The 26,418-nt window shown below is 45.1% G+C and carries 18 protein-coding genes; 9 read left to right on the plus strand and 9 right to left on the minus strand.

All coding sequences use genetic code 11. The features are described from left to right. Nucleotides 1-17 precede the first annotated feature (17 nt). From QVO66_RS11815 to QVO66_RS11830, 4 genes are all read right to left on the minus strand, one after another. Nucleotides 18-782, minus strand: a complete 765-nt coding sequence (locus QVO66_RS11815) for a hypothetical protein (RefSeq protein ID WP_021855701.1) — start codon at nt 780-782, stop codon at nt 18-20. 386 nt (nt 783-1,168) lie between these two features. Then, the gene (locus QVO66_RS11820) at nt 1,169-1,798 is read right to left on the minus strand and encodes a flavodoxin family protein (RefSeq protein WP_021855702.1); all 630 of its coding nucleotides are present in this window, start codon (nt 1,796-1,798) and stop codon (nt 1,169-1,171) included. Nucleotides 1,799-1,803: 5 nt separating this feature from the next. Further along, a complete protein-coding gene (locus QVO66_RS11825; protein ID WP_021855703.1) occupies nt 1,804-2,343 on the minus strand; it encodes a flavodoxin family protein in 540 nt (179 codons plus the stop codon). Nucleotides 2,344-2,358: 15 nt separating this feature from the next. Next, nucleotides 2,359-2,742: a nuclear transport factor 2 family protein gene (locus tag QVO66_RS11830; RefSeq protein ID WP_021855704.1), complete on the minus strand. Its 384-nt coding sequence runs from the start codon at nt 2,740-2,742 to the stop codon at nt 2,359-2,361. A 220-nt stretch (nt 2,743-2,962) separates the two neighbouring features. Here QVO66_RS11830 and QVO66_RS11835 point away from each other — a divergent pair, with 220 nt between their 5' ends. From QVO66_RS11835 to QVO66_RS11845, 3 genes are all read left to right on the plus strand, one after another. Next, nucleotides 2,963-3,322, plus strand: coding sequence for a winged helix-turn-helix transcriptional regulator (locus tag QVO66_RS11835; protein ID WP_021855705.1), 360 nt, complete (start codon nt 2,963-2,965; stop codon nt 3,320-3,322). 1,021 nt (nt 3,323-4,343) lie between these two features. Continuing rightward, nucleotides 4,344-5,243, plus strand: coding sequence for a diaminopimelate dehydrogenase (locus QVO66_RS11840; protein ID WP_021855707.1), 900 nt, complete (start codon nt 4,344-4,346; stop codon nt 5,241-5,243). A gap of 598 nt (nt 5,244-5,841) precedes the next feature. Next, entirely contained in the window at nt 5,842-6,729 is an 888-nt protein-coding gene (locus QVO66_RS11845; protein WP_369678063.1) for an alpha/beta hydrolase, read from the plus strand. Nucleotides 6,730-7,135: 406 nt separating this feature from the next. On the opposite strand, the gene QVO66_RS11850 is transcribed toward QVO66_RS11845, so the two are convergent. Then, on the minus strand, nt 7,136-8,551 hold the full coding sequence (locus QVO66_RS11850; protein WP_021855709.1) for an aminopeptidase C: 1,416 nt from the start codon (nt 8,549-8,551) through the stop codon (nt 7,136-7,138). 195 nt (nt 8,552-8,746) lie between these two features. On the opposite strand from QVO66_RS11850, the gene dxs reads away from it, so the two are divergent. Genes dxs through QVO66_RS11865 form a run of 3 tightly spaced genes read left to right on the plus strand, consistent with a single transcriptional unit; the run spans nt 8,747 to nt 13,511 of the window. Next, nucleotides 8,747-10,684 (plus strand): 1-deoxy-D-xylulose-5-phosphate synthase, encoded by a 1,938-nt coding sequence (dxs, locus tag QVO66_RS11855; protein ID WP_021855710.1) that lies wholly within the window; start codon nt 8,747-8,749, stop codon nt 10,682-10,684. A 16-nt stretch (nt 10,685-10,700) separates the two neighbouring features. After that, a complete protein-coding gene (gene trkA, locus QVO66_RS11860) occupies nt 10,701-12,044 on the plus strand; it encodes a Trk system potassium transporter TrkA (protein WP_021855711.1) in 1,344 nt (447 codons plus the stop codon). A 9-nt stretch (nt 12,045-12,053) separates the two neighbouring features. Further along, nucleotides 12,054-13,511 (plus strand): TrkH family potassium uptake protein, encoded by a 1,458-nt coding sequence (locus QVO66_RS11865; RefSeq protein ID WP_021855712.1) that lies wholly within the window; start codon nt 12,054-12,056, stop codon nt 13,509-13,511. A gap of 211 nt (nt 13,512-13,722) precedes the next feature. On the opposite strand, the gene QVO66_RS11870 is transcribed toward QVO66_RS11865, so the two are convergent. Next, a complete protein-coding gene (locus tag QVO66_RS11870; protein WP_021855713.1) occupies nt 13,723-14,805 on the minus strand; it encodes a DUF4435 domain-containing protein in 1,083 nt (360 codons plus the stop codon). A 12-nt stretch (nt 14,806-14,817) separates the two neighbouring features. After that, nucleotides 14,818-15,645, minus strand: coding sequence for an AAA family ATPase (locus tag QVO66_RS11875; protein ID WP_021855714.1), 828 nt, complete (start codon nt 15,643-15,645; stop codon nt 14,818-14,820). Nucleotides 15,646-15,745: 100 nt separating this feature from the next. On the opposite strand from QVO66_RS11875, the gene QVO66_RS11880 reads away from it, so the two are divergent. The 3 genes from QVO66_RS11880 to QVO66_RS11890 all read left to right on the plus strand — a co-directional run bounded on the left by QVO66_RS11880 (nt 15,746) and on the right by QVO66_RS11890 (nt 20,993). Further along, entirely contained in the window at nt 15,746-16,681 is a 936-nt protein-coding gene (locus QVO66_RS11880) for a DMT family transporter (protein ID WP_021855715.1), read from the plus strand. A gap of 1,202 nt (nt 16,682-17,883) precedes the next feature. Then, a complete protein-coding gene (gene dnaK / locus QVO66_RS11885) occupies nt 17,884-19,809 on the plus strand; it encodes a molecular chaperone DnaK (protein ID WP_021855716.1) in 1,926 nt (641 codons plus the stop codon). Between the two features lie 77 nt (nt 19,810-19,886). After that, a complete protein-coding gene (locus QVO66_RS11890; RefSeq protein WP_021855717.1) occupies nt 19,887-20,993 on the plus strand; it encodes an HAD family hydrolase in 1,107 nt (368 codons plus the stop codon). 155 nt (nt 20,994-21,148) lie between these two features. Here the strand turns inward: QVO66_RS11890 and QVO66_RS11895 are convergent, their stop codons facing one another. Beyond that, the gene (locus QVO66_RS11895) at nt 21,149-22,924 is read right to left on the minus strand and encodes a secretion protein (RefSeq protein WP_288172857.1); all 1,776 of its coding nucleotides are present in this window, start codon (nt 22,922-22,924) and stop codon (nt 21,149-21,151) included. 98 nt (nt 22,925-23,022) lie between these two features. Further along, nucleotides 23,023-26,061, minus strand: coding sequence for a T9SS type A sorting domain-containing protein (locus QVO66_RS11900; RefSeq protein WP_288172858.1), 3,039 nt, complete (start codon nt 26,059-26,061; stop codon nt 23,023-23,025). Between the last annotated feature and the right edge of the window lie 357 nt (nt 26,062-26,418).

Consider the following 26,418-nt stretch of genomic DNA (forward strand, 5'->3'; position numbering starts at 1 on the left):
CAATATGATGTCTACTTTTATTTCTGCTGCAACGGCTCCAACTTAATGTATAACGAGACCTCCCAAACCTTATCAGGAATTGACAAATCTTTCGAAATATTTCTGTCGAGCATTGCCTCTTTTGGAATAGTCAATATTTCTTCCCAACATGATATGCGTTTCACCCTACGATTATACTTTTTCAACATTATGCTCAGGTCTTCTGCCAAAGGAGTCTTCGCAAGTTCTTTTTCAATATCCGAATGCCAATAATAGCCATGCTCGTTAAGCTTACAATTTGCATTCAGCAGATTGGTTGTCATTACGGCTATATCGCCAAATGTAGACAAAAATCCAGACATCGCATCCATTGTTGTTAAATCGTAGACCTTGGATGCTGCGCCTAAGCACAAATCCATCTCATGGATCAGTTCTTTATACTCAGGTATATGATACTCATGATTTCTAGAATCTGATATCCTAAAAGCCGTAGTGTCATTACTGCTACCATTTATATATTGAAAATATTTTTGGGTAGGGAACATACGAAATTCTATCCATCCCACTTTATTTTCTCTCGTTGCTACGATAAGCGAAAACGCAGAGGTGTCATTTTTTGTTACTACAAAGAATTCTGTTTCCTTACGCTCTTCATTTTTAGGACCTACAATTTCCGAACACACTATCGTGTCCGGCTGTGTATTACCTTTAGGCATACTACAACTTTGACCGGTTAATGTAAAGCTTGCAGATGCGGCAAGAAGCACTATCGGCAAAAAAAAATTCTTAATTCCTATTTTCATCTTTACACAACAAGGTTTTTATAGTTTTAGATTTAAAGTGTATAGCCGCAAAGAACTTCATCAAAGAAAACATCAATATGCCTAATTACACTTTAATCATCGCCACAAATTTAATAAAATTAAGACAAATGAACAATTAAGAGACTGACTTTTTCATTTAACATCAGAAGTTTTATAGACTGAAATTAGCTTTACTGACCATCGGCTACTTTATTATATTCCGGCAGCTCTTTCGATGTGCTCAACAATTCGTATAAACCAGCCGGAACAAATTTCATGCAACAAAATAGCAGACAGCACAAAATTTGCATGGAAAACATTCCGTACGAAAATAAAAAAGATGATAATGCGTCTTTACAGACGCGCCATCATCTTTATATTACAGCCTAATACTTATCCTGAATGAAGTGTGTACGCAATCTTTGTTCAGACTGAGGTTTGTCAATGCCGTTATTGCGCCCACACTCAATACATTTCAACAGCCACGCCATATTATGACCTAACACACGCATGGTCTGCAGTCCTTCTTTATCCTTCATCACATCGTCGGGCGTGAAGCCATGCACAGAATTCCAGTATTGAGAAGACACAACGGGCATATTGCATATAGTAAAATACTGGTTAAGCTGTTCAAACGTGGCAGACGCTCCTCCCCTGCGGCACGACACCACCGAGGCGCCCACCTTACCGGCCATACGGCTTTCGGAAGAATAGAACAGACGGTTAAGGAACGACACAAGCTGACCCGACGGACCGCTGTAATAAACCGGCGAACCGATGACTATGCCATCAAACTCATCAAGCCTTGCCTGTATATCTTTTACTATATCGTCTCTGAAGCAGTGGCCCGTGCGCATGCAGCTTCCGCACGCTATACATCCCGCCAGCGGCTTCTTGCCGAGATAAAGCAGTTCTGTGTCTATTCCGTCGGCTCTCAAAGCCGTTTCAACCTCATGTAAGGCGGTGTAAGTGCAGCCCTCCTTGTTAGGACTGCCGTTAATAAGCAATACTTTCATTGTATTCAGAATTTATGAGCCAGCTCGACAGCCTTGGCGCAGCCGTCGGTCTTGTTTATGTCTCCCTCGTTAAGCACGGCCGGAACAAGCACTTCGCCCACAACGTCCCATTTCAACAAAGCAGCCGAACGCTCAAGCGGAATGCGTACGCCGTCCATAACCGTCATGTCGTCTTCCTCGCAGCAGGCAATCAAGCCGAATTTCTTACCTGCAATATCCTTTCCGCCTACAACAAGAGAAAACAGACGGTCAATAACGCCTTTTATCTGTGCAGGTATAGAATACCAGTAAGTTGGCATTGTAAACACCACGGCATCGGCATTTAATATTGCCGGGGCTATTATATTGAAATCATCGTCAAACGAGCATGCCTTTCCTGTCTTATAGCATGTCATGCACGCATGGCATCCGTCAATCTTCATCATTGCCGCATCAAAACGTTCTATCTTGTGTCCGCACTTCTCAGCCTCCTTTATAAAAGCTTCTGTCATGGCAAAGCTATTGCCGTTTTTACGCGGACTTCCTGTAACTACAACTATATTCATAACCTAAAGTTCTATTTATTTCTGTATTGTGTCTGAATTCTGATTATATGCCTTGGCCACGCATTTCCACTCACCGTTAATTTTAAGCATCAGCAGATAATCGGTGAAATCAATGCGTCCGCCCCATTTTTCTTCAAGAACGCGCACCACGGCAAGCGTTTCTTCAACGGCAATAACGTCCACACGAGCCTTGAAGTCTGCGCCTCCGCCAACCGAGTCGACATTGTTATAAAACTGATTTATGCTTCCGTGCTCAAGTTTTCCGTCAAGATAGCCAAACAGCACGGCCTCGTCTATAAACAGTTCTTTAGCATAACTGCTGTCGCCTTCGGCAACACTTCTGACAAACTTCATGGCTGCTGCCTCAACAGCCTTGTATTCTTCAATACTTGCTCTCATAATGTTTTCATAATTTAAAGATTCATTTTATAATGAAAGCGCAAACAAGACGCAAGGGCGTCTAACCGGCCGGAATGCAACTTATCGTGTGCAAAGATACGAGATAGTAAACATTTTTGCAAGTACCGAAAAATTATTCAGATACTGAAAAATATATCAGTATATTAACTTTTCGGATTATTATGTTTACTTTTGCACAAACATTAAGACGAACAATACCATGTATGAAAGAAAGATACCCGTTAACCTCGACTGTCCGCTACGCCTTACGATGAGTCTGATAGGTTCAAAATGGAAGTCGTGCATCTTGGACGAGCTGCGCGACAAGACGCTCAGACCGAGCGAGCTTCATAAGATATTTCCCGAAGCCACGCCACGCGTGCTCGACTTGCAGCTCAAAGAGCTTGTTGAAGACGGACTGGTGTCAAAGACCATATACCCCGAACTGCCTCCCCGTTCTGAATATGCCATAACGCCACTCGGAGCAACATTAATTCCGATTATCGACGCCATGATTGAATGGGGCAACAAGAACACCGAGCTGTTTCAGAAAAAATACGGCAAGCCTAAGAACGAATAACAACAACTCTTTGCCGTATGCAGAGTGAAACTATTGTTCCGGTGAATTTATGCGAGTTAATAAACGCAGCAAAAAAATAAGACAACATAAAGTATAAGAACCAAAGGTCAGTAAATAATTTTGAAATAGCACCGCTTCGGGTGCTGTCGGCTTGTTGAGTAATAATCCGTGGGTGACACACCCACGGTTACTAAAGTGAAGCCCTTCGGGCTAAGAGTTAGCCTTAATCAGCTGCAACGCATTTGAATTCTTCACTCTTCGTTCTTCACTCTTCACTTAAACTTAAATTTCCTCTTTTTGCTTACACTCTGATTTTCCTTGACGCTCTCAGACGGCGATATTTGAAAAATAAAATCTGTCGGGCGTAAAAACGGGCAGTTTTCGTGTGCAATTATAATTAGTTGACCGAATGTGTGTTATCATTAATCATAATCATTATGTGCAACAAAATCAGGGCTAAAACGGCATAAAAACAGGACTTTTTGCCTTGAAAAGCGGGCTGTTTTTGATGCGAAAACGGGCCACTTTCGGATAAAAAGTGGCCGAGTAATTTTTCAAAAGCATACCTTTTGCGATTTATTGTAAATATACTTTACCATCTGAACCGAACCAAAGGCTCTCTAAATTCTATTTCGACAGAAAATCCTGACAAAAGTCAGATATCATTTTGAACGGCATTATGCACTTATTGCTTTCATTATGAAACATCACAATAACCGCCATGACACTGAATGTGCGGCTAAACATGCGGCTGCATAAGCTGTAAACAGAGACCTACATACAGGCCGTTTTTAAGCCAGGTAACAATCCTTTGCCGTTTGCCTTATTTACACATTCAGAAAGTAAGATATATAATATTTTCAGTTACGTTTAATAACATTAACGCTGATTATTGTTGAAAAAACACATACAAATTATCCGTCAACTGAAAATTTGCATTATCTTTGCATAAGATAAGCTGCATCTCAGCATAAATAAAAGAAATAGGATAATAAAAGAATCAGATAAATTTTTAGACAATATGAAGAAAATCAGAGCAGCCGTAGTGGGCTACGGCAACATAGGCAAATTTGCCGTTGAGGCACTCGAAGCAGCTGAAGACTTCGAGATTGCAGGTATAGTAAGACGCCACGGAGCAGAGAACAAGCCGGCAGAGCTGGCCGACTATGAAGTGGTGAAGGACATCACTGAGCTGAAAGATGTTGACGTGGCCATCCTTGCCACACCGACACGCAGCTGCGAGGAGTATGCAACAAAGATTCTTGCACTCGGCATCAACACCGTTGACAGCTTCGACATACACACAAGCATACGCGAATATCGTTCTAACCTGATGAAGATATGCAAGGAACACGGCACTGTGGCTGTGATTGCAGCAGGATGGGACCCGGGTTCTGACAGCGTTGTACGCACACTAATGCAGAGCCTTGCACCTAAAGGACTGAGCTACACCAACTTCGGTCCGGGCATGAGCATGGGCCACTCTGTATGCGTGCGCTCTAAAGAGGGCGTAAAGAACGCTCTGTCTATGACCATACCTAAGGGCGAAGGCATACACCGCCGCATGGTTTATGTTGAGCTTGAAGAGGGCGCAAGTCTTGAGGAGGTTACAAAGGCTATCAAGGCCGACCCGTATTTCGCAAGCGACGAGACTTACGTTATGCAGGTTGACAGCGTTGACGAAGTGCAGGACATGGGCCACGGCGTAAACCTTGTGCGCAAGGGCGTTAGCGGAAAGACTCAGAACCAGCGCATGGAGTTCAACATGAGCATCAACAACCCTGCCCTGACAGGTCAGGTGCTCGTAAACGTTGCGCGCGCATCTATGCGCCAGCAGCCCGGATGCTACACCATGGTTGAAATCCCCGTAATCGACCTTCTGCCCGGCGACCGCGAGGAGCTGATAAGCCACCTGGTGTAAATTCTAAGTGAAGAGTGAAAAATCCAATAGTATTGTGGATTTCTGTCAGTAGTTAAAGTCAATATGCTTTAACCACTGAAATAAAGTTAAGGAGATGTTTCTTTGAGCGCTGCAAAAAAGGGAACATCTCCTATCTTTATCAGGCCATAACGGATTGAATTGTCTGCCAGCTACTCACTGTGCATAAGAAACGTAATGTAGCTAAATGTATTTTAACCAAAATCGTTATTAGAATCCGGTCGGGATTTTTGCTTTATATAAAGCGGATTTTCGTCAGTTTTTGCTGTCATAGCAGACTATGTCAGGAAAAGCGAACAAAAAGACGGCTGAAAGCATGAATGAACAAAAGTGATAAAGCAATGTGCGGCATAATGACCGATTGGGGTTTAATAAACAAGCCCGCCGGAAAAGATTAAGTACGCACTGAATTTTATTCCGCCAACGGATGATTTTATATAGCCCTATGCATTTTATATCAAACATAAACCGGTTTATTATAACAGCATTTATAATATTCAATTCATTTTCTGCATATTCAGCAAATACAGGACACGATGAATATTCAGAGCGAAATGAAGCAGATTCATTCATTGCCCGTATGCCTGAAAAGCTGCAGGAGCGTCAGACTGAAGCTATCCGCAAGGCAATGTCCGGCAATAACGACCTGCTCCTTAACGTAAGAAACGCCCGCAATACAGCAGCCAAGCTGCCCAACGGTGTCTATCGAACAGACATCAGCAAGAGTCTGACTCTTTTTAGAAGCAAGCGCTACGACAACGACGCAATACCACTGCTTGTATATTTCCATGGTGGCGGCTGGGTTATAGGAAGTATAAACAGTTGTTCACGTTATTGTGCTGCGATGGCCGAAAGAGGCATTGCCGTACTTGCCGTAGATTATAGGCTCGCCCCCGAGCATCCTTTCCCGGAAGGGCTGAAAGACTGCATAGATGCCGTAAAATTTGCCTGCAAGAATATGGAGGAATGGAAATGCAGCAGCATATCCGTAGGCGGAGACAGCTCAGGCGGAAATCTTGCCATAGCCACGGCATTGAGTTTCCCTGAAAACACTTTCAGCAGCCTGATTACATTCTATCCCGTTACAAAAGCCTATGCTGACAACTCCGAATCATGGAAACTGTTCGGAAAAGGATTCGGACTTGACAGCGAACTTATGAACGCTTTCAACGAAGCATACACCACCAAATCGCATAATCCATTAGTATCTCCCGCAGAAGCAGACGACCATGCCCTTGCAAAACTTCCGCCAACGTTGCTCGTGGCGGCCGAACGCGACATTCTACGATGCCAAGGAGCAGAATTTGCAGAGAGGCTGAAAAATATTGGCATAGAACAGAAATACATTCTGATTCCCGGTTCGGTCCACTTGTTCATTACGGTTGACGGACAGCCCACAGCGTTCAAACATTCTGTAAATGAATCGTCTGAGTTCATATTCAGACATTCAGGACAAGCCACGCAATAAGGATAAGCGCCATATATGCGCTGAAACCACATGTATTGCACAACAGCAATCCACCCCAAGAAAGAGCAACGCCCATTTATGCTGTTCTACCGTATGCCGGAAAACAAAAGGCCTATCGCCACTCTGACTTTCCACATACGTGAGGTAGCATATTTTCTTATACAGGATTAACTTTAATCGCAATATTCAGAAACGAATATTTTTTCATTCATAAGCATAAAAAAATCCGCCGGGCAAAAGGACGTCCGACGGATTTTATTTTTAAGTATGAGTAAAAGACAAATTAAAGAATTAATCTTCGTAGATATCAATTGTCAATAGCAAAAGCCTTAATCACTCCATTATCAACAAAGCATATGGCTTTAACTCCTTTAACTACTTCTAACTACTTTAACTCCTAAGAAAACTATTCATCCGGCAAGAAGAGCGGATCTTCGGGCATAACCATAACAGGCTTCTGCTCATACTGCTTAAGAGTCTTGGCAGGAACATACTTCTTGTCAACAACGAGGCGGAACATATACTCGTTGAACCACTCGTTGGTCATTATCAGGCAGCCCTTCTGGCCCCAGTCGCCGCCCCAGCTGTTCTCAACCTTCCACTTTGTGGGGTTGCCCTTGGCGTCGAGGTCAACAGCCGTAAGAGTCATGGCGTGAGTAGAGCCGCTGTCGTAAGTCATGATGCGCTGAGCCTTGTTCATGCCGAATGTTGTGCCGAAGAGCGAGCCGTAGTCATAGTTGCGCGGGTCGCAATAGCCACGCTTGCGGTCGAGGAACTTACCCACGTCGTAAGAGCTGTACATCTTCTTGCCGTCTTTCAGAGAGGCGATGGCAAGTTTGGCTATTTCTTCCATCGGCAGGTTAAGATATTTCCAGTTAGTTCCGTCGTATGTGTGGCGGTCGTATTCCACCTCGTAAGTCTTGTAATACTCGCGGCGCGGGTCGTTCATAACCATGATGAAAGAGCCGCCTATGGCTTTGCCGCCAAGCATCTCGGCAGCAAACGACTTCGGAGTGAATTTCTTTGCCTCGGTAACGGTGCGTCCGTCCTTGTTCTTGAAGGCATAAGTAAACTCCTTTACAGGCTCGCCTATGGTAAGAGCCAGCATGCGGTAGATCTCGCCCAGCATCTTTGTCTTCTCGGCATTAATCTCCTTTGCGCTCTTTCCGCTGTTAGCCATGTCGCGCAGCTTCAGGCCGAACTCGCGCAGCTTTGACTTAATCAGTGACGTAGCCTTAGATGTGTTCTCGGCAGAGAATGTCTCGGGCATTACCTCTGCAGGCACAAGTCCGTATTTGTCAACAAGGTCTGACACACCGCAGAATGTACCGCCGTCGTTGAGCGGACTCTTGAAGAAGAACTGAACACGCACATCGTCCATAGGCTTCGACGCACAGTCGATAACGCCCTGCAGGAAGAGATTTGACTTCTCGAGCTGATCCCAGAAGAAGAGATAAGCATGAGACAGGTCGACACGAAGCGAGTCGGTGCGGTTGGCGAAGTTTGAGCGTATCACGTTGAAGCCGCTGAACATCCAGCAACGACCGCTCTGCTTCTGGTCGGTAATGCTCTGCGACTTGGTCTCAACACTGAAGTAGGTGTCGAGAGCGCCCTGGTTGGCGTAGTTCTGAGCCAGGTTGTCGATACTGTTAGACGCCACGGCGTTAAACAAAGCCTTGTCGGCAGTTGTCAGCTTCTGCGACTGCTGAATTTCCTTGAGCATATCAGCCGATATGCCTCCGTCCTTTGTCTGTGCATGACATGGCAGCGATAACAGCGCAACCACCATGCCCGACATGAAAATACCCTTGTTAATATTCATTTTTTCTTTATTTTTTTGTTTGTCGCAAATTTACATCTTTTTATTGAAAAACACACTATACGGCCTTTCATTTTACATTTATCCCCACTTAATTACAGTCATTAACGCCCCCATTTCATCCGCCAGGGCACTTTACACCTTAATAAAAATAAACGAATTTATTTTGTTCTTCAATCTGTTTACATTATCTTTGCAATGATATTCAATAATAAGACGACCGTGGAATCTAACGATTTTAAGCTTCTTAACAAAATAAATTATCCCGCCGACTTAAGAAAGTTGAAAGAAGAACAGCTGCCGCAACTGTGCAAAGAGCTGCGCGACGACATTCTGAAAGAACTTTCGGTAAACCCGGGGCACATGGCCTCGAGCATGGGAGCAATAGAACTTACCGTAGCCCTGCACTACGTGTTCAACACACCGGAAGACAGACTGGTTTGGGACGTAGGACACCAGGCCTACGGACACAAGATTCTGACAGGCAGGAAAGACCGCTTCTGCACCAACCGCAAGCTGAACGGAATAATGCCCTTTCCGTCGCCGTTAGAAAGCGAATACGACAGTTTTGTGTGCGGACATGCCTCTAACTCTATTTCTGCCGCGCTGGGAATGGCACTGGCTGCAAAGAAGACCGGCAACGGCAAGAGACATGTGGTGGCTATTATAGGCGACGGTGCCATGAGCGGCGGACTGGCCTTTGAGGGACTCAACAACGTGTCGACCACGCCTAACGACATGCTCATCATCCTCAACGACAACAACATGAGCATAGACCGCAGCGTAGGCGGACTGAAGCAGGCTCTGCTGAAGCTGAACACCAACGAGACCTACAACAATGTTAGATTCAAGCTGTCGAAATGGCTCAACGCAAAGGGATATCTCGACGAAGACCGCCGGCAGGGCATACTGAGGCTGAACAACGCGCTGAAGTCGGCCATAAGCCATCAGCAGAACATCTTTGAAGGCCTCAACATAAGATACTTCGGCCCGTTCGACGGACACAACATAACAGAACTGGTAAGGGTGCTGCGACAGCTAAAGGACATGAAAGGCCCCAAGCTGCTGCACCTGCACACAATAAAGGGGCACGGATATGCACCGGCCGAAAAGGCTGCAACGATATGGCATGCCCCCGGAAAATTCAACATCAACACAGGCGAGCGCATAACAGACGACGAGACTGGAGTGCCGCCTAAATATCAGACAGTGTTCGGCGAGACGCTGCTCGAACTGGCAAAGAACAATCCGCGCATAATAGGCGTTACGCCGGCAATGCCTACAGGATGCTCCATGAACATTCTGATGAAGGCGATGCCCGACAGAGCCTTCGACGTGGGCATTGCCGAAGGCCACGCCGTAACATTCTCGGCAGGAATGGCAAAGGAAGGCATGCTGCCGTTCTGCAACATATACAGTTCGTTCGCACAGCGCGCCTACGACAACATCATTCACGACGTGGCAATACTGAAACTTCCCGTCGTTATATGTCTCGACCGCGCCGGACTGGTAGGCGAAGACGGAGCCACACACCACGGCGCCTTCGACATTGCGGCCCTGAGACCCGTGCCTAACCTGACCATAGCCTCGCCTATGAACGAGCACGAACTGCGCAACCTTATGTACACGGCGCAGCTCGACGGCAAAGGACCTTTCGTGATAAGATATCCGAGAGGACACGGCGTGATAGTAGAATGGCACAATGAGTTTGAAGAAATTGAAGTGGGAACAGGACGCAAGCTGAAAGACGGCAACAGCGTGGCCGTGCTGTCAGTGGGCCCGATAGGCAACAACGTTACCAAGGCCATAGAAGCCGTAGAGAAGGAATGCGGCGGAGCACAGATTGCCCACTACGACATGCGCTTCATAAAGCCGCTCGACGAGAAACTTCTGGCCGAGGCAGCATCAAAGTTCAAGCATATCATAACCGTTGAAGACGGAGTGCGCAAGGGCGGATTCGGCTCAGCCGTGCTCGAATGGCTCAGCGACAACAACTATACAACACGCGTCACAAGACTCGGACTGCCCGACAAGTTTATCGAACAGGGCACCGTAAACGAACTGCAGCACATAACGGGCATCGACACCGAAACGATAGCCGCGACAATAAAGAATGCCATAGGCAGCATATCCTAAACAATAAAGATGTAAAATGAAAATCATCATAGCTGGAGCTTATGCCATAGGTACTCACCTGGCAAAGCTGTTATCACGCAACGATCAGGACATTGTGCTGATCGACGAAGACGAGGAAAGGCTCAACAACATCAGCAATGACTACGACCTGATGACCATCCACTCCTCGCCTTCGAGCATACAAACTCTTAAAAACGCCGGCGTGCAACACGCCAACCTGTTCATCGGAGTCACGCCTGACGAGAACATGAACATGAACAGCTGTATACTTGCAAAGGCTCTCGGAGCAAAAAGAACGGTGGCAAAGGTGAACAACTATGAGTTTATTGACGAAAAGCTGAAAGAATTTTTCAACAATCTCGGCATCGACTCGCTCATCTATCCTGAGAACCTCGCCGCACGCGACATAACCAACGGTCTGAAGATGAGCTGGGTGAGGCAGCGCTGGGACGTGCACAACGGCGCACTGATAATGCTCGGTATAAAGCTGAGGGAGACATGTGAGATTCTGAACGAGCCGCTAAAAGACCTCTGCAAGCCCGAATCGCCATATCACATCGTGGCGATAAAACGCGGCGAAGACACCATTATACCACGAGGCGACGACGAACTGAAGATATACGACATGGCATACTTTATGACCACACGCAACTATATTCCGTATATCAGAAAGATTGTCGGCAAGGAACACTACGTGGACGTAAGGAACGTGATGATAATGGGAGGCGGCAACACGGCCATAAGAGCCGCGCTGACCATGCCCGAATACATGAACGCAAAGATTATTGAGGCTGACGAAAAGCGCTGCGAATATATCAATGAGATTGTAGACACCGACAGGACAATGGTGATAAACGGCGACGGACGAGACCTGCCGCTGCTCATTGAGGAAGGTATAAAGAACACGCAGGCCTTCGTTGCCCTGACGGCTAATGCCGAGACAAACATCCTGGCATGCCTTACGGCGAAGCGCATGGGCGTGAGAAAGACCATAGCAATGGTTGAAAACCTCGACTATGTGAGCATGGCTGAAAGCCTTGACATCGGTACTATCGTCAACAAGAAGGCCATAGCCGCAAGCCACATCTACCAGATGATGCTCGACGCCGACGTGAAGAACACCCGTTTCCTCATGACCGCAAACGCCGACGTGGCAGAGTTTACGGCACAGCCGGGTTCGAAGATAACCAAAAAGAAAGTATACGAGCTGGGACTTCCCAAGGGAACGACAATTGGAGGACTGGTAAGAAACGGCGAAGGACATCTTGTGTCCGGTAACACGGAGATTGAGGCAGGCGACATAGTGGTTGTGTTCTGCCACAACGTCAACATGAGCAAAATAGAAAAGTTCTTCAACTAAAAGCATAAAATGATAAACTTCAAAATCATATATAAGGTTATAGGCTCGCTGCTCTTTATTGAAGCGATAATGATGCTCTACAGCCTGTGCGTGTCGCTCTACTATAAAGAAGACGACATTATGGCGTTTGTCATATCAATAGCCATAACCGTCACCACGGCCATAGGACTGAAATATAAGGGCTATCATGCCGAAAACAGCATGGGACGCCGCGACGCTTATCTGCTTGTAACGCTGACATGGGTCATATTCAGTATTCTTGGTGCCCTGCCGTTCGTGATAAGCGGATATATACCGAGCTTCACAGATGCCTTCTTTGAGACGATGTCGGGCTTCACAACCACAGGAGCCACGATTATCGACGATGTGGAGAGCCTGCCCCACGGCCTCGTGTTCTGGCGCTCCATGACCCACTGGATCGGCGGCCTTGGTATCGTGTTCTTCACCATTGCCATATTGCCGTCGCTCGTAGGCGGAAGCATGAAGGTGTTCTCGGCAGAGGCTACGGGCCCGATAAAAACGAAGATGCACCCCCGACTGAGCACCAACGCCAAGGCTATATGGGCCGTCTACCTGCTTCTCACCGTAGGATGCGCAGCCAGCTTCTATGTTGCCGGCATGAGTCTTTTCGACTGTCTTAACTACTCAATGTCGATAACGGCCACAGGAGGCTTCGCACCTCACAACTCAAGTACAGGCCACTTCCATTCGGCCGTGATTGACTATATCTCTATAATATTCATGTTTCTGTCGGGAACTAACTTCACCCTGCTGTATCTAAGTCTCTTTAAGGGCAAGATAAAGTCGGTTGTGAAGGATGCCGAACTTAAGTTCTACTTCTGTGTTGTGGCACTGGCCACTGCCGGAATTATGTTCTTCCTGATAAAAGACCTTAACTATAATCTGGCCGACTCGTTACGCTACGCACTGTTTCAGGTAGTAGCGTTTATAACAACGACTGGTATATTCAACGCCGACGCGGGCAAATGGCCGCACATAACATGGGTGATTCTCAGTATCTGCATGTTTGTCGGAGCATGTGCAGGCAGCACGAGCGGCGGCTTTAAGTGCATCAGAAGCGTCATTCTGCTGAAGATTATAAAGAACGAGTTCAGGCACATCATTCATCCCAAGGCCGTGCTGCCCGTAAAGATAAGCAACAACACGGTGCCCTATCAGGCGCAGGCCACGCTGCTTGTGTTTCTGTCTCTCTATCTCGCCGTGTGCCTGTTTGCATATTTCTCACTTACATGCATGGGCATAGACAGCACCAACTCTGTAACAATAGCGCTGAGCTGTGCCAGCAACGTCGGCCCTACGCTCGGTCTTGAGATAGGTCCTACGATGTCGTGGAGCGGCATTCCTGACGCCGGAAAATGGATTTGCTCGATACTGATGCTTATGGGACGTCTCGAGTTTTTCAGCGTGCTGGTGCTGTTCACACCTGCTTTCTGGAAGGAAAACTGATGCTTGCGTGAATCAACAAGAGTCTGTTTTCTATATAAGACTTTACTTACTGAAAACGGACTTTTACCTTTATATAAGAAATAATGAATAATGCATCTGCTGCGGAATTATTAATTTCATCCGCAACAGATGCATTATTCATTTTCTGCGCCATTACAGCGGCTATATTCTTAACAAGACTTACACATTGCACATATACTGAAGGCGGCTGTCATTGCCGCCCTTTCTCGTGCCTGTTGCTCTCTGAATTCTTATTTTCCGATGGCGTAACAGCCGGTGCATCACCGTCTGCCGCAGCATTGCCGGCCTGAAGATACGCCTCGATGTCGCGCTTCATACGCATGAACGGACCTGAAGTGTAATAGCCCATGTTCTTCTTCAGCATCTGCTCTATGTCCTGAACGCTGTGAGAATAGCACGAAAGCTCGTTGCGCATCTGCGTTGAATGTACTGCCTGACGCCTTATCTCGTTCTCACGCTCACGCACAAGCCGCTCGCACACCTTGGTCATTACGGGCACCACCACCTTGTCGAACAGATGATGTCCCTGTATATATAGATAGGTGGTGTCTGGCGTTACGCCGAGGCTTATCAGCTCTTTCTTCAGCGCCAGATACGACTCCTTGGCGTTGGGGTTATGATGATGCAGCCAGTTGATTTTCTTTGTAACCTTGTTGCGCACGTTGGCTATGGCCTGCTCCGGTGCGCCAAGACTGAAGCTGCCGATCTCTATCACGCGGTTAAACTCAGTTATGGTGAACTGCGTGTAGATGTCTCTGCGGTAGTACCATATAGACCATACGAACAAAGGGAAGATGGCCTCGCTGTACTGCTTGAGGAACTCGCTGAAGTTGAATATGGCGTGGTCGTTGAGCGTAACCATCACACAGACATTGTGCAGCGACGGGGCATAGCACTGAAGGTTCTCTATCGAATAGGCGTAGGTGTGAAAGACGAACGGATTGCTTAGAATGTTGCGCGACGTAACCGTAGCGCCCTGTATCAGATAGTCGTAGTCGGCATCCACGCAGGCTATCATGTCCTGCCCCACCTTGCCGTATAACAAGTTCATAAGCACGGAGCGCTTGCCCCGCTCGAGCGTGTTGTGCGACGGCAGCATCACTTCAAAATATTTTGTGTCGTCCTCATAGCTGCCGAGCAGCATGCGCCAGAAGAGCACGTCGTCGTAGCTCTCAACGTAGGCCACGATGCGCCGGCGGGCAGTCTTCGACTTCAGTCTGTTTGCCGCCTCAAAGTATTTTGAGTTTATGTTGTCCTTCAGCCGCCTGTTCATATGCCCTAAACCTTAACGTAAGTTCTGGTCGGTGATGTCGCTCACCTCTGTAACATTGTCCATCCATCCGTTCATTATCACGGCCGGCGAGTGTGTCGTCAGGATAATCTGCACGTTAGGATTAAGGTCGAGAATGAGGTCGATGAGCCTCTTCTGCCACTCGATGTGCAGACTTACTTCAGGCTCATCCATGAACAGCACGTAAGGAAGATTGTCCTCTATGAGCACCGTGAGCAATATAACCAGCATCTGCTTCTCGCCGCTCGAGAGCTGATACGGATGCAGCGTCTCGCCTATCTGCGTGAATCTTATCTCGTTTTCGGTGCGTATAATCTTCTTTCCGGTATCAGAAAAGAGGTCGTCTATCAGGTCCTGAAACTTCTTCTTGGGCTCCGACAGCTGCTGCGCCTTCACCGCCGCGTCGGGCTCTCCGCTCTGAAGGGCCGCAATGATGCGGTTGCCGATGTTCACCTGATAGTCGAGAAACTTGCGCTGAAGCTTGAACAGCTGCCAGTCGAGCTCTGTCACAAGGTTGGCTCCCACCTCGCTCAGCATGTCGGCATTGAGGAGCGGACGGTCGAAGGAGCGTATCACGTCGAACCGGATATGCGTGGCGTCAGCCGGATTTACCTTGATGTGAACACCCTTGAGCAGATGGTTGTATATGTCGCCCGTTATGCCGACGCTCTTCACCAGCTTGTTAAGGATGGTGCTCTTGCCCACTCCGTTTATGCCGCTAAGGACGTTCACCTTGCGGTCGAGGTTCCACTCCACATGGCGGCGCCCGCTCCATAGCGACTCTATCTCCACCTGTTCTATATAGTCAGCGTATTTCTGCATAATATCAAATTAATAAGCTCTTTAGACAGCAAATATAATTATTTTATCCGAAAATGTGTACCTTTGCACCCGTAAATATATCAAAAAAATAAAAAACAACATGCAAAACAATCGTCCGCTAATTGCTCACCTCTGCCTGTTCTTCGCATGTGCGTTCTGGGGTCTGATGGCTCCGCTCGGCAAAGATGCCATGACGCACGGCATAACGGGCATAGACATGGTGACATTCAGGGTAACAGGAGGAGCCATCCTGTTCTGGCTGACATCGCTGTTCACGCCAAAGGAACACGTTCCGCGCAAAGACCTGCTCATGCTTATAGGAGCTGCCATATTCGGCCTTGTGACCAACCAATGCTGCTACACTATAGGCCTGAGCATAACATCGCCCATCAACGCGAGCATCGTCACGACATCGATGCCTATCTTCGCGATGATTCTGGCAGCAATAATACTTAAAGAACCCATAACGGGCAAGAAGGCCCTGGGCGTGGTGTTCGGATGCACGGGCGCCGTGATACTGATAGTTACGAGTGCGGCTGCGGCAAGCTCTAAGGTGGGCGACATTCGCGGCGACCTGCTCTGCCTCGGCGCGCAGCTGTCGTTTGCGCTCTACCTGTCGCTCTTCAGCAAGCTGATAAAGCGCTACTCGGTGATAACCGTGAACAAATGGATGTTCACCTATGCCACGATACTTATCCTGCCGTTCACGTTCAACCACGTGGCAGGCATCAACTTTGCGGCTGTGCCTACAAGCACATGGCTCGAAACGGGCTTCGTGGTGTTCTTCGGCACATACATAAGCTACATCCTGATGATGATAGGACAGCACACGCTGCGCCCCACCGTGGTGAGCATATACAACTATGTGCAGCCGCTCGTATCGGTTACGGTGAGCATACTCACGGGCATCGGCGTGTTCAAGCCGAGCCAGGGACTGGCCGTCATACTGGTTTGTCTCGGCGTATGGCTCGTAACCAAGTCGAAGTCGCGTGCCGACATGGTGAAGGAACAAGACGCAACGCAGAAGCAGGCATAGCCCTGACGCAGAAGAATCTACATAACAAAGTCCGGCAAGAGGCGGGCTGCGGTTTCATGACAACTGAACCACAGGCGCGGCTTTTGCCGGATTTTTTGTATCATAACATATTGCAAGACATAAAAATCTAAACGAATACAGAAGGGATGACGGGAAACCTGACCGTACAGACCGGCAGCACGCCGCTGACTGAACCTGACCGGCTGTAGGCACGACACTGACCAACCGCCAAACAAGACACATAAACATATCCTCCGGCCGGAGCTGATTTACGGACGATGAGAAAGTAAAAAATCAGGACATGAGTTTTCTTTAATCTGGAAAACGAAACGCAAACAGAAGTTAACGTCACTGGCGTTACGGCTGCCTATATTTAACATTTCATCACATCTGCATAGCTTATAAAGCCCCAAACCGCCGTTTTTCCGACTGAAATTCAGTGGTTTTACACTGCAAAACGTGCCCTTTCGACTTGCAAAAGATATGCTTTTGCGACGTAAAAGCATACCTTTTAGGCATAAGGGAGATACGATTAGCAACACAGGAACCACTAACTCACTGATTAGCAACAGGTTATAAAAAGCCCCGATTTTTACGTATTTTCGCGTCAAAACACGTTTCTGCGCGGGGCATGGCCATTCTGAGAGCGTTAAACAGACAGAGTTTTCTGTTTTTATCCCCAACCAAATATCACCATTCAGCCCCTTATCTGCTCCATGCCGGGCAGGCTGCCGCCGGCTTGTTTGCAGCCATTGCCATTCAAGCCAAGACCATACCGGCTCGTAAAGGCAGGCTGAAAGCATAAACAAGGCAGCTAACAGAAATAAGCATAAAGCATGATGCCGGATGCGGCTTACGGCTGATTTCAGCCTATAAGGCGGCAACGCCTTGCGTACATTATATATAATGCGTGCGCATATTTACCGAAATGATATTCTGTCATAACCACAAAAGGCATCTTGCGCGCCTTATCCAAAGGGCGCACATTCCACCGAACTCTCTATTATTCAGCATATTACAATCACGCAAAATCACACATAGCCGGCAAACAAGGCATAAAAAAGGCCTTAGCACATGACATATTATTACGACAAAATGTCACCACGTGGCACACTTTATGCCACATTTTCGCCTTTGGCACACGATTTGTATAAAAGTAAGCGAATTAATTAACATCGATAAAAACAAAAAAATATATAATTATGGGAAAGATTATAGGAATTGACTTAGGTACAACAAACTCATGCGTTGCAGTTTTCGAAGGCAACGAACCTGTTGTAATAGCAAATAGTGAAGGTAAGCGCACCACTCCTTCTGTAGTGGGCTTCGTAAAAGACGGTGAGCGCAAAATCGGTGACCCGGCTAAACGTCAGGCCATAACAAACCCGAAGAACACCGTTTACTCAATCAAGCGCTTCATGGGCGAAACTTACGCTCAGTGTGAAAAAGAGACAACACGTGTGCCGTTCACAGTAGTCAACGAAGGCGGATATCCCCGCGTTGACATCGAAGGCCGCAAATATACTCCGCAGGAAATTTCTGCAATGGTTCTTCAGAAGATGAAGAAGACAGCAGAAGACTATCTCGGACAGGAAGTTACAGACGCCGTAATCACCGTTCCGGCATACTTCTCTGACTCACAGCGTCAGGCTACAAAAGAGGCCGGACAGATTGCAGGACTCAACGTTCGCCGTATCGTCAACGAGCCTACAGCCGCAGCTTTGGCTTATGGTGTTGACAAGGCAAACAAAGACATGAAGATTGCTGTGTTCGACCTTGGTGGTGGTACATTCGATATCTCTATCCTTGAGTTCGGCGGCGGCGTGTTCGAGGTGCTTTCTACTAACGGTGACACTCACCTTGGCGGTGACGACTTCGACCAGGTTATTATCGACTGGCTCGTTAACGACTTCAAGGCTGCTGAAGGCATCGACCTCTCTAAAGACCCGATGGCAATGCAGCGTCTGAAGGAAGCTGCCGAGAAGGCTAAGATCGAGCTGTCAAGCTCTACATCTACAGAGATCAACCTGCCTTACATCACAGCTGAAGGCGGTGTGCCAAAGCACTTGGTAAAGAATCTTACACGTGCTCAGTTCGAGCAGCTGGCTCACTCTCTGATCCAGGCTTGTCTCGTTCCTTGCCAGAACGCCATAAGAGACGCCAAGCTTAACACAGCCGACATTGACGAGGTTATCCTCGTAGGTGGTTCAAGCCGTATACCTGCCGTACAGGAGCTGGTTAAGAACTACTTCGGCAAAGAGCCTTCAAAGGGCGTTAACCCTGACGAGGTTGTGGCAGTGGGTGCATCAATCCAGGGTGCTATCCTTAACAAGGAAGGCGGCGTAGGCGACATCGTGCTCCTCGACGTAACACCTCTTACACTGGGTATCGAGACAATGGGTGGCGTAATGACAAAACTTATCGACGCCAACACCACAATACCTTGCAAGAAGAGCGAAGTGTTCTCAACAGCAGCCGACAACCAGACCGAGGTTACAATCCACGTTCTGCAGGGTGAGCGCCCGATGGCAGCACAGAACAAGAGCATCGGTCAGTTCAACCTGACAGGCATCGCTCCGGCACGTCGTGGTGTTCCTCAGATTGAGGTTACATTCGATATCGACGCCAACGGTATCCTGAAGGTTTCTGCAAAGGATAAGGCTACAGGCAAGGAGCAGGCCATCCGCATCGAGGCTTCATCAGGTCTGAGCAAAGAAGAAATCGACCGCATGAAGGCAGAGGCAGAGCAGAACGCTGAAAACGACAAGAAAGAGCGTGAGCGCATCGACAAGATGAACCAGGCTGACTCAATGATCTTCACCACCGAAAACTTCCTGAAGGACAACGGTGACAAGATTCCGGCTGACCAGAAGGGCAACATCGAGAACGCACTCAACCAGCTCCGCGATGCTCACAAGAGCGGCGACATCACAGCCATAGACAACGCCATCAACGGCCTCAACACTGTTATGCAGGCAGCCAGCGCTCAGATGTATCAGAACGCAGGCGGCGCACAGCCTAACGCAGGCCAGGGCTTCAACGGCGCCAACGCCGGAGGCCAGCAGGCTCAGAACGACGGCAAGGCTGACGACAACGTACAGGACGCTGACTTTGAGGAAGTGAAATAATTCTTTGAAATAGTATAATTAAAGTGAGGCATAATTTCTATAGTTGTGCCTCATTTTTTTATTTTTAGACGACAATTATGAGTAAAGAATTTATTAGAAAATCAAAAGAAGACAAACCTGTTGTAGCTATATGTTACGACTTTGACAAAACATTATCTCCTGATGACATGCAAGCCCAAGGATATATACAATCCGTAGGATACGAAGTAGAGTCTTTTTGGAAAGAATCTAATGGACTAGCAGAAGATAATGACATGGATCAAAATCTGGCATACATGTTTACAATGATTCAGAAAGCACATGGTAGGTTCGTTTTTAACAGAAAAAAACTAATGGACTATGGAGCTCAGGTACAACTATTCCCTGGGGTTGAAACTTGGTTTAAACGCATAAGAGAGTATGGCAAAGACAAAGGAGTGATTGTTGAGCATTATATTATATCATCTGGTCTTAAGGAAATGATTGAAGGTACAAAAGTCGCAAACGAATTTGAAAAGATTTATGCAAGTTCCTTCTATTATGACAATGATGGAGTTGCTCAATGGCCAGCACAGGTTATAAACTATACAAGTAAGACACAGTTTCTTTTTAGAATTGAAAAAGGAACATTGGACGTGAATGACTCTGGTGTAAATGATTATTTTGCACCTGAAAAAATTCGTATTCCTTTTAGAAATATAATTTATATTGGAGACAGCGATACTGACATACCTTGCATGAAACTTGTAAATTCATATTCCGGTCATTCTATTGGTGTTTATAATCCAGAAACGAAAGACAAGAGAAAGGTGTATAAAATGATTGAGGATAAACGAATTAAGTATTATGCTCCAGCTAATTATAAAGAAGGCTCTGAATTGGATATATTAGTCAAAAATATTATTGACACAACCGCTTCAAATGAAAAATTGATGTCCATTCATTACCGGAATAAACAAGAACAGGTTAAACATAATGGAAATTTAGCCAATCAGGAACATAAAGAAAAAGAAAAACTTATTCTGGACTTGGAAAATAGCAACAGTTTTAAACAAACGCATTCTATAATTTCAAAATTAAAAAAGATCAAGAACTGGAGTCCTGAAGAAAAGAATCAATTAAAAATGATTGCTGAAAAGAATAAACAAATTTCTTATATAATGAAAGACAGCGATGTTGCAGAATTTTTTGCTTCGATATCTTAACCACTAAGCATCCTACACATCAAATTGTAAGTGGACGTAATTATTTACTACAAAAGATTTCACAAAGAAGAAGAACTAAAAAGGGCTGAAACCATCAAATTGATTTCAGCCCTACTTATGTTTAGTAAAATAGGTTTTATCTTATGGCAATAATTCTAAAATCTGATTTTTCGCATTGTTGTCTGTCCTGATTCAGAAGTATGCTTAACGATATAAACACCATGAGTCAAGTTATGACCAGGAACCTGAATACCTTGGAGATTGAAAACTTCCAGTTTACCTTCCTCAGAACAGCATATTGTTCCCTCCGGAGTTACGTAAATTGAAACATTAGTTATTTCATTATTTCTGATATCAGTTGCTCCGGTTTCAATGTGTGCCTTTGCGGCATTGTCTATAATACCGGTCTTACCATTTATCAGCAAAGCTACGATTGACAGATATTTTGTGCTCTGTACTCTCGGCAGCTCAATATCCTTAGTGAAATCATAAAATTCTCCAACCTCAACCTCTGAAGGCATACTGTTTTCTATTCCATTATAATCGAATATACCTCTTGCCACATGATTGAATTTAATCGGTGCCGGATTCGGAAGGTTTTCAAAGCCTCCCATCTCACCATTCGCACCTCCGGAATAAGCATTTGCCTGCGTAACTCCAGTGATACTGTCCTCAAGTATGACAAAAGCTATGCGATAGTCAAGATCCTTGCCTGGATTAGCAAACGTCGCCGTAACCTTTGCATGTACGACATTGTCTTCTAAGTTTGCACTTGTCACCATGCTGGCAACGGCCTGATCCCTTACAAGATTCTTGTATTCACTTTCAAGATTACCCGACAACGGACTGCAAACCTTTTGCGGGTCTCTGTTAATGATACAGTTTGGATATGAGTCGAAATAATTCTGTATAGGTGCATAAGTGTCCTCGCTGAAGACATCTCTATCGTGAGCGGCTATACCGATAAATGTATCAGGATATTTCTCATCCATATACTCGAAAGCCACAATTCCTTTAGGACACCATCCGCACCAAGTGCCAGTACCTTCTTCAACAACCATCCTTCTTACAAAAGAATTCTCTGTAACTTTGATATATGCAACAACATCATTATTAACAGGATTGGCATCTTCTATGCCATTAACAGAAACAAGTTTCATATTGACTGTGTGCATTCCAAATTCGTTAATAGCAGGCACATCAATGCTGAAGCTTGTAGAAGAACCGCCTGTAAGATACGTGGTTTTCTCAATTGTCTGAGTTTCGCCGTTGTCAATATTGTATTCAACCTTATAGCCCTTTATTGCCTTAGTCGAAAGATTTTCAAGCTTTGCCGTAAGTTTAAATCCCTCACCCGGTTTTACCAATGTTTCATTGTTTACTATTAAGCGTGCGTCTTCGGGCAAGTCTTCGCCTTCAATGCGGACAGCAATATTCAGAGCATTGTATTTATACTCTTCATTACCGGCATAGTCTATCCATGCGTTGTCTCCGTCTTTCACCCAACATCCGTTTACATTATAAATGCTTGAACGTCCTATAGGGTTTATACCTACGCAAGAATATCCCACATAAAATCCCTTGCCGCTTATTACGTATGCATCATCGAAACTAAAAGAAGCCACACCTGTTTTTTGCGAACCGAACGTTTTCTCTGTTTCAGGTGTACCGTCAAGATCTTCAGTAATGAACACCTTCAATTCACTTACCGAATTATACAGTCCAACACGTACAGCCGTAGCCTTCTTTCCCTTGTAAAGTTCTGCTACTTCAGAAGGTATGTATATGGCTCCCGAAACAGTTGTATTCTGCCCTATACCGATACCATTTAAAATGATATTATCACTGTATCCCCAATAAATTTGGGCCGCTACATCAGCCCGGCCAAGCATAAAGAGCAAAGATAATAATAATAATTTTAGATATTTCATTTTGAATAAAATAATAGGGTATGATGTTATTATTGTCTTTTTATAAAAATCGGATTACGACCTTCCGCTACAGGATGGTCGTAATCCGGACAAAAAGATTATCTGCATACATTAACTTTGACGTTGTTCATAGAACCGTCAGCAGCAACAGTGTGTATTATATACAATCCAACAGGAAGATTAACTGCCAAAGAATTCTGCGAGCCGTTCAGATTAAACATCTTTATCATCTTACCGCTGATATCATATACATAAACCTTCTTAAGGTTATTTTCATTAAAGTTCAAAGTAGAAGTCTTTGAATCATACCATACAGAGTTAGCACCAATATTTACATTTTCAATATTGCCTGCAATGCCCCTTATTGCCATATGTATAACAGGAACCTTCCAATATGCCATCGGTGAACCGTCACTAAGGATTGATCTTGTATTTTCAAAATCATCATTGTTGAACATCTTAAACAATGCAGGATAGTCATTTCCTACCAAACCGTTCTTGACAACTGCTATACACAAGTTTTTATCTTTCTTGTATTCAAATTCTTCAGAAAGGATGAAAGACATAAAGTTTGTTCCAGGATTGATTGTTACAGATCCTTCGTAAACCTGTGTCATATCTTCAAGTGGAATAGCCTCGCTTTCAGTTTTGAAGATAGTCTTGTCCGTATTGCACATATAGATTTTTACATCTACCGGACCAAGAACAGAAGTGATTTCGTTACCAGTATATTCATATGCTATACGGCTTATACTTCCGTCAGTCTCAACATTGATCTCGTCTGCAAAATATAACGTCTGTGTCATACTTTCACCTACGATGAAAGACATAGGAATTCTGGTGTCATCACCTATTGTATTTTCATCTGTAACGAGAACATTGTACGGCGGCATGCCTTCCGGCAATACGTTTACAGTATACGGTTCAGTAACATTATTACTTTCGTCGCCGTCACCCTCAATTTCAACCAAGCCAACAAGTTCGACCTGGTCTTCAACATCAGGAACATAAGTTACAGTAACCTCTGCGGTCTTGAACATTTCAACAGCAGGAACATCTGTAGTTGAACCTAAGACAACATAGTTGCCATTGTCTACACGTGCAATCTTAACTTCGTATTTGTCTGCCGTCTTATAAGAGTTGTTGTACAGTTTTACCTTACATGTATTATTTCCATTGCATACTGCATCAATAATTCCATCCAAGCTTACAGCGCTCATATCAACAGGATGAATCTCCTCTATCGTTACTTCCTGCAAGCTGAAGATATCGTCGCCTGTTACCAAAGACACGTCTATTCCATAATTGTAAACACCTGTCTCCTTAATCTCAACAATGTCTTCAAATGTCTTAACGTAGTAATATTCATCTGCAGAGTAACCCTTCTCTTCGCGAAGCACGTTTGTCATATCGCCAGCAGTCTTTCCTTGACCGATAGCAATTCTAAAGTCTTCCTTACAGCCATTAGGACCCAAATAAGTCTTTATCTTTGTTGTTATTTTATACGTCTTTCCTGCTTCCAGCTTGACATCCGGTGAAATCAACCAACAGTTTTCTCTCTGATGTGTTGTTGTCATCATTCCTTCGTCTCCAGCCATAGAGCCACCGCTCCATTCCCAATCGCCAAGATTTGTCCATGCCTCTGAGAGAATCTGGTCTGTGAAATTGAATTTCACAGGAGTTGTGTATGCTGCTCCGGCTATGAACTTCTCTGTCTCTGTTGTCTCACCGACACCTGTTACGTTTGAAGTCTGTATTGTATAATAGTAGCACTGCTGATTACCTAGATTTGTATCTGTAAATGTAGTTTCAGTCTGGTCTTTAGCAATTTCAATTTCGTCAGGATAACGTATGATTGTATATTTAAGTCCATCAGGATTTACATATCCGCCGTTCATACCAAATTCAGGAGCATCCCATGTAACAGTAACACTTTCTCCATTGTTCTGCACTACAATATTTCCGACAGCTCCGGGAACATCCTCGCCTACGAAAACGCTAATGCTGTCCTTGATACCTTTTCCAAATTCATTGCACGGAACAACATAATATGTGTTTATTCCTGCATTTGGAGTTTCATCTGTCCATGACATTTCCTGTCCTTCCTTGCCTTCTGCAGGGAGAGTAGCCGCCGGTGTTTCTGAACCATCCTTATATATCTGTACTTCTTTCAGGTCTGTAAGTTCCTTTTTATTCCACTGCAATGAAGGATTCGTCCATGTCAATGTGCTTTTCATTGATCCTGTCATATCGGGAGTAGCTTTCAAATCCTGAACTTTTGCAGGTGCATTCTCATTTTCAGGCAACGTATAAGGAATATACAGTCCTACGAAATCACCCCAGAATGCTCCAAGAGCTTCCATATTACCAGTTTCCAGATTTACAGTATACAATTGCTGCTTGTTATCATCTGCTCTAAGGGCGATCCAATATAAGTCACCTGTAGTGTAGTCAAATGACATTGTTCCATAATAAGCTGTAACAAACGAACTTCCGTTATAAGAAAGCTTCACTTCTTTTTTAACATCGAAGTTGTCTGTATCATATGCAATAAGCTTTGCACCTACGTTACTTTCACCTTCATATATTGAATTCTGCACCCATAATGTACCTTCCATATCTACAGACATAGCAAAAGATATGAAATCAAAATCATGCAGTTTTGTCGGCGTACCCGTAGCTCTGTCTATTTTGTAAAGAGTTGACACCTGTGCCTGATTTTCTTTGGTTGTCTGTCCAAGAGCATACACCTCGTCTTTCACGGGGTTATATGTCATGCAATACAACGTATAGCTATGCCAGTTGTCATAAAAATCATCTCCCTGCTCGAAATTCTTGACTATATCCAGTTCTCCCGTCTCCGGTTCAACTTTTACAAAGGCATACGGATAGTCATATCCCAATGAATACTGGAAAATATAAAATGCATAATAAGCATCGCCGCCCCAGCATCCACATCTCAGACCATCAACGAATGACTGTGAACCAGGATTCCAAGTTTTTAGCTTTATAGCATTTTGAGGCTCTTTTGACCAGAACTTATACCATCCACGCTCTTGATTGTAATAATCATCCAATGTTGTTGCATACATCAGGATTCCTTTTTCTTTTTCCTCATTAGGATTCACTTTTTGCATGCCATTAGTCTGTAGTTTAGAGCTAACTCCTAATTTAAAATCAGGAAATTTTTGTCCCGTTTGCGCATGAACGGAAAACGATGTTGCTGCTACTAAAAGTAACAAAAACAAATAGTAACTTTTTTTCATAGATAAAGTTTTTGTTGTTAACAATTATTGTTTTAATAAAGATTTCAAGCCATATCAAGCTTGATTTTGTTGAGAGAATGCCGCCTGCAAGTGTGTATGCAAAGAGGACTGTGAACTTAAACAATTACCGGTTGAAATGGGAATAAAACCTATTAAAAAAGGAATTTAAAATCAACTATAAAGCAGAAATAACGGCTCACCCGATAAATAGTGGGGAAAGAAAATATT

The organism is Prevotella sp. CAG:255 (assembly GCF_000431195.1).
Lineage (GTDB): Bacteria > Bacteroidota > Bacteroidia > Bacteroidales > Bacteroidaceae > Prevotella > Prevotella rara.

What these genes read in the sequence shown, in the direction of transcription:
- QVO66_RS11815 (WP_021855701.1), bottom strand. Translation starts at nt 782, where the DNA reads ATGAAAATAGGAATTAAGAATTTTTTTTTGCCGATAGTGCTTCTTGCC.
- QVO66_RS11820 (WP_021855702.1), bottom strand. Translation starts at nt 1,798, where the DNA reads ATGAAAGTATTGCTTATTAACGGCAGTCCTAACAAGGAGGGCTGCACT.
- QVO66_RS11825 (WP_021855703.1), bottom strand. Translation starts at nt 2,343, where the DNA reads ATGAATATAGTTGTAGTTACAGGAAGTCCGCGTAAAAACGGCAATAGC.
- QVO66_RS11830 (WP_021855704.1), bottom strand. Translation starts at nt 2,742, where the DNA reads ATGAGAGCAAGTATTGAAGAATACAAGGCTGTTGAGGCAGCAGCCATG.
- QVO66_RS11835 (WP_021855705.1), top strand. Translation starts at nt 2,963, where the DNA reads ATGTATGAAAGAAAGATACCCGTTAACCTCGACTGTCCGCTACGCCTT.
- QVO66_RS11840 (WP_021855707.1), top strand. Translation starts at nt 4,344, where the DNA reads ATGAAGAAAATCAGAGCAGCCGTAGTGGGCTACGGCAACATAGGCAAA.
- QVO66_RS11845 (WP_369678063.1), top strand. Translation starts at nt 5,842, where the DNA reads ATGCCTGAAAAGCTGCAGGAGCGTCAGACTGAAGCTATCCGCAAGGCA.
- QVO66_RS11850 (WP_021855709.1), bottom strand. Translation starts at nt 8,551, where the DNA reads ATGAATATTAACAAGGGTATTTTCATGTCGGGCATGGTGGTTGCGCTG.
- dxs (WP_021855710.1), top strand. Translation starts at nt 8,747, where the DNA reads ATGATATTCAATAATAAGACGACCGTGGAATCTAACGATTTTAAGCTT.
- trkA (WP_021855711.1), top strand. Translation starts at nt 10,701, where the DNA reads ATGAAAATCATCATAGCTGGAGCTTATGCCATAGGTACTCACCTGGCA.
- QVO66_RS11865 (WP_021855712.1), top strand. Translation starts at nt 12,054, where the DNA reads ATGATAAACTTCAAAATCATATATAAGGTTATAGGCTCGCTGCTCTTT.
- QVO66_RS11870 (WP_021855713.1), bottom strand. Translation starts at nt 14,805, where the DNA reads ATGAACAGGCGGCTGAAGGACAACATAAACTCAAAATACTTTGAGGCG.
- QVO66_RS11875 (WP_021855714.1), bottom strand. Translation starts at nt 15,645, where the DNA reads ATGCAGAAATACGCTGACTATATAGAACAGGTGGAGATAGAGTCGCTA.
- QVO66_RS11880 (WP_021855715.1), top strand. Translation starts at nt 15,746, where the DNA reads ATGCAAAACAATCGTCCGCTAATTGCTCACCTCTGCCTGTTCTTCGCA.
- dnaK (WP_021855716.1), top strand. Translation starts at nt 17,884, where the DNA reads ATGGGAAAGATTATAGGAATTGACTTAGGTACAACAAACTCATGCGTT.
- QVO66_RS11890 (WP_021855717.1), top strand. Translation starts at nt 19,887, where the DNA reads ATGAGTAAAGAATTTATTAGAAAATCAAAAGAAGACAAACCTGTTGTA.
- QVO66_RS11895 (WP_288172857.1), bottom strand. Translation starts at nt 22,924, where the DNA reads ATGAAATATCTAAAATTATTATTATTATCTTTGCTCTTTATGCTTGGC.
- QVO66_RS11900 (WP_288172858.1), bottom strand. Translation starts at nt 26,061, where the DNA reads ATGCAAAAAGTGAATCCTAATGAGGAAAAAGAAAAAGGAATCCTGATG.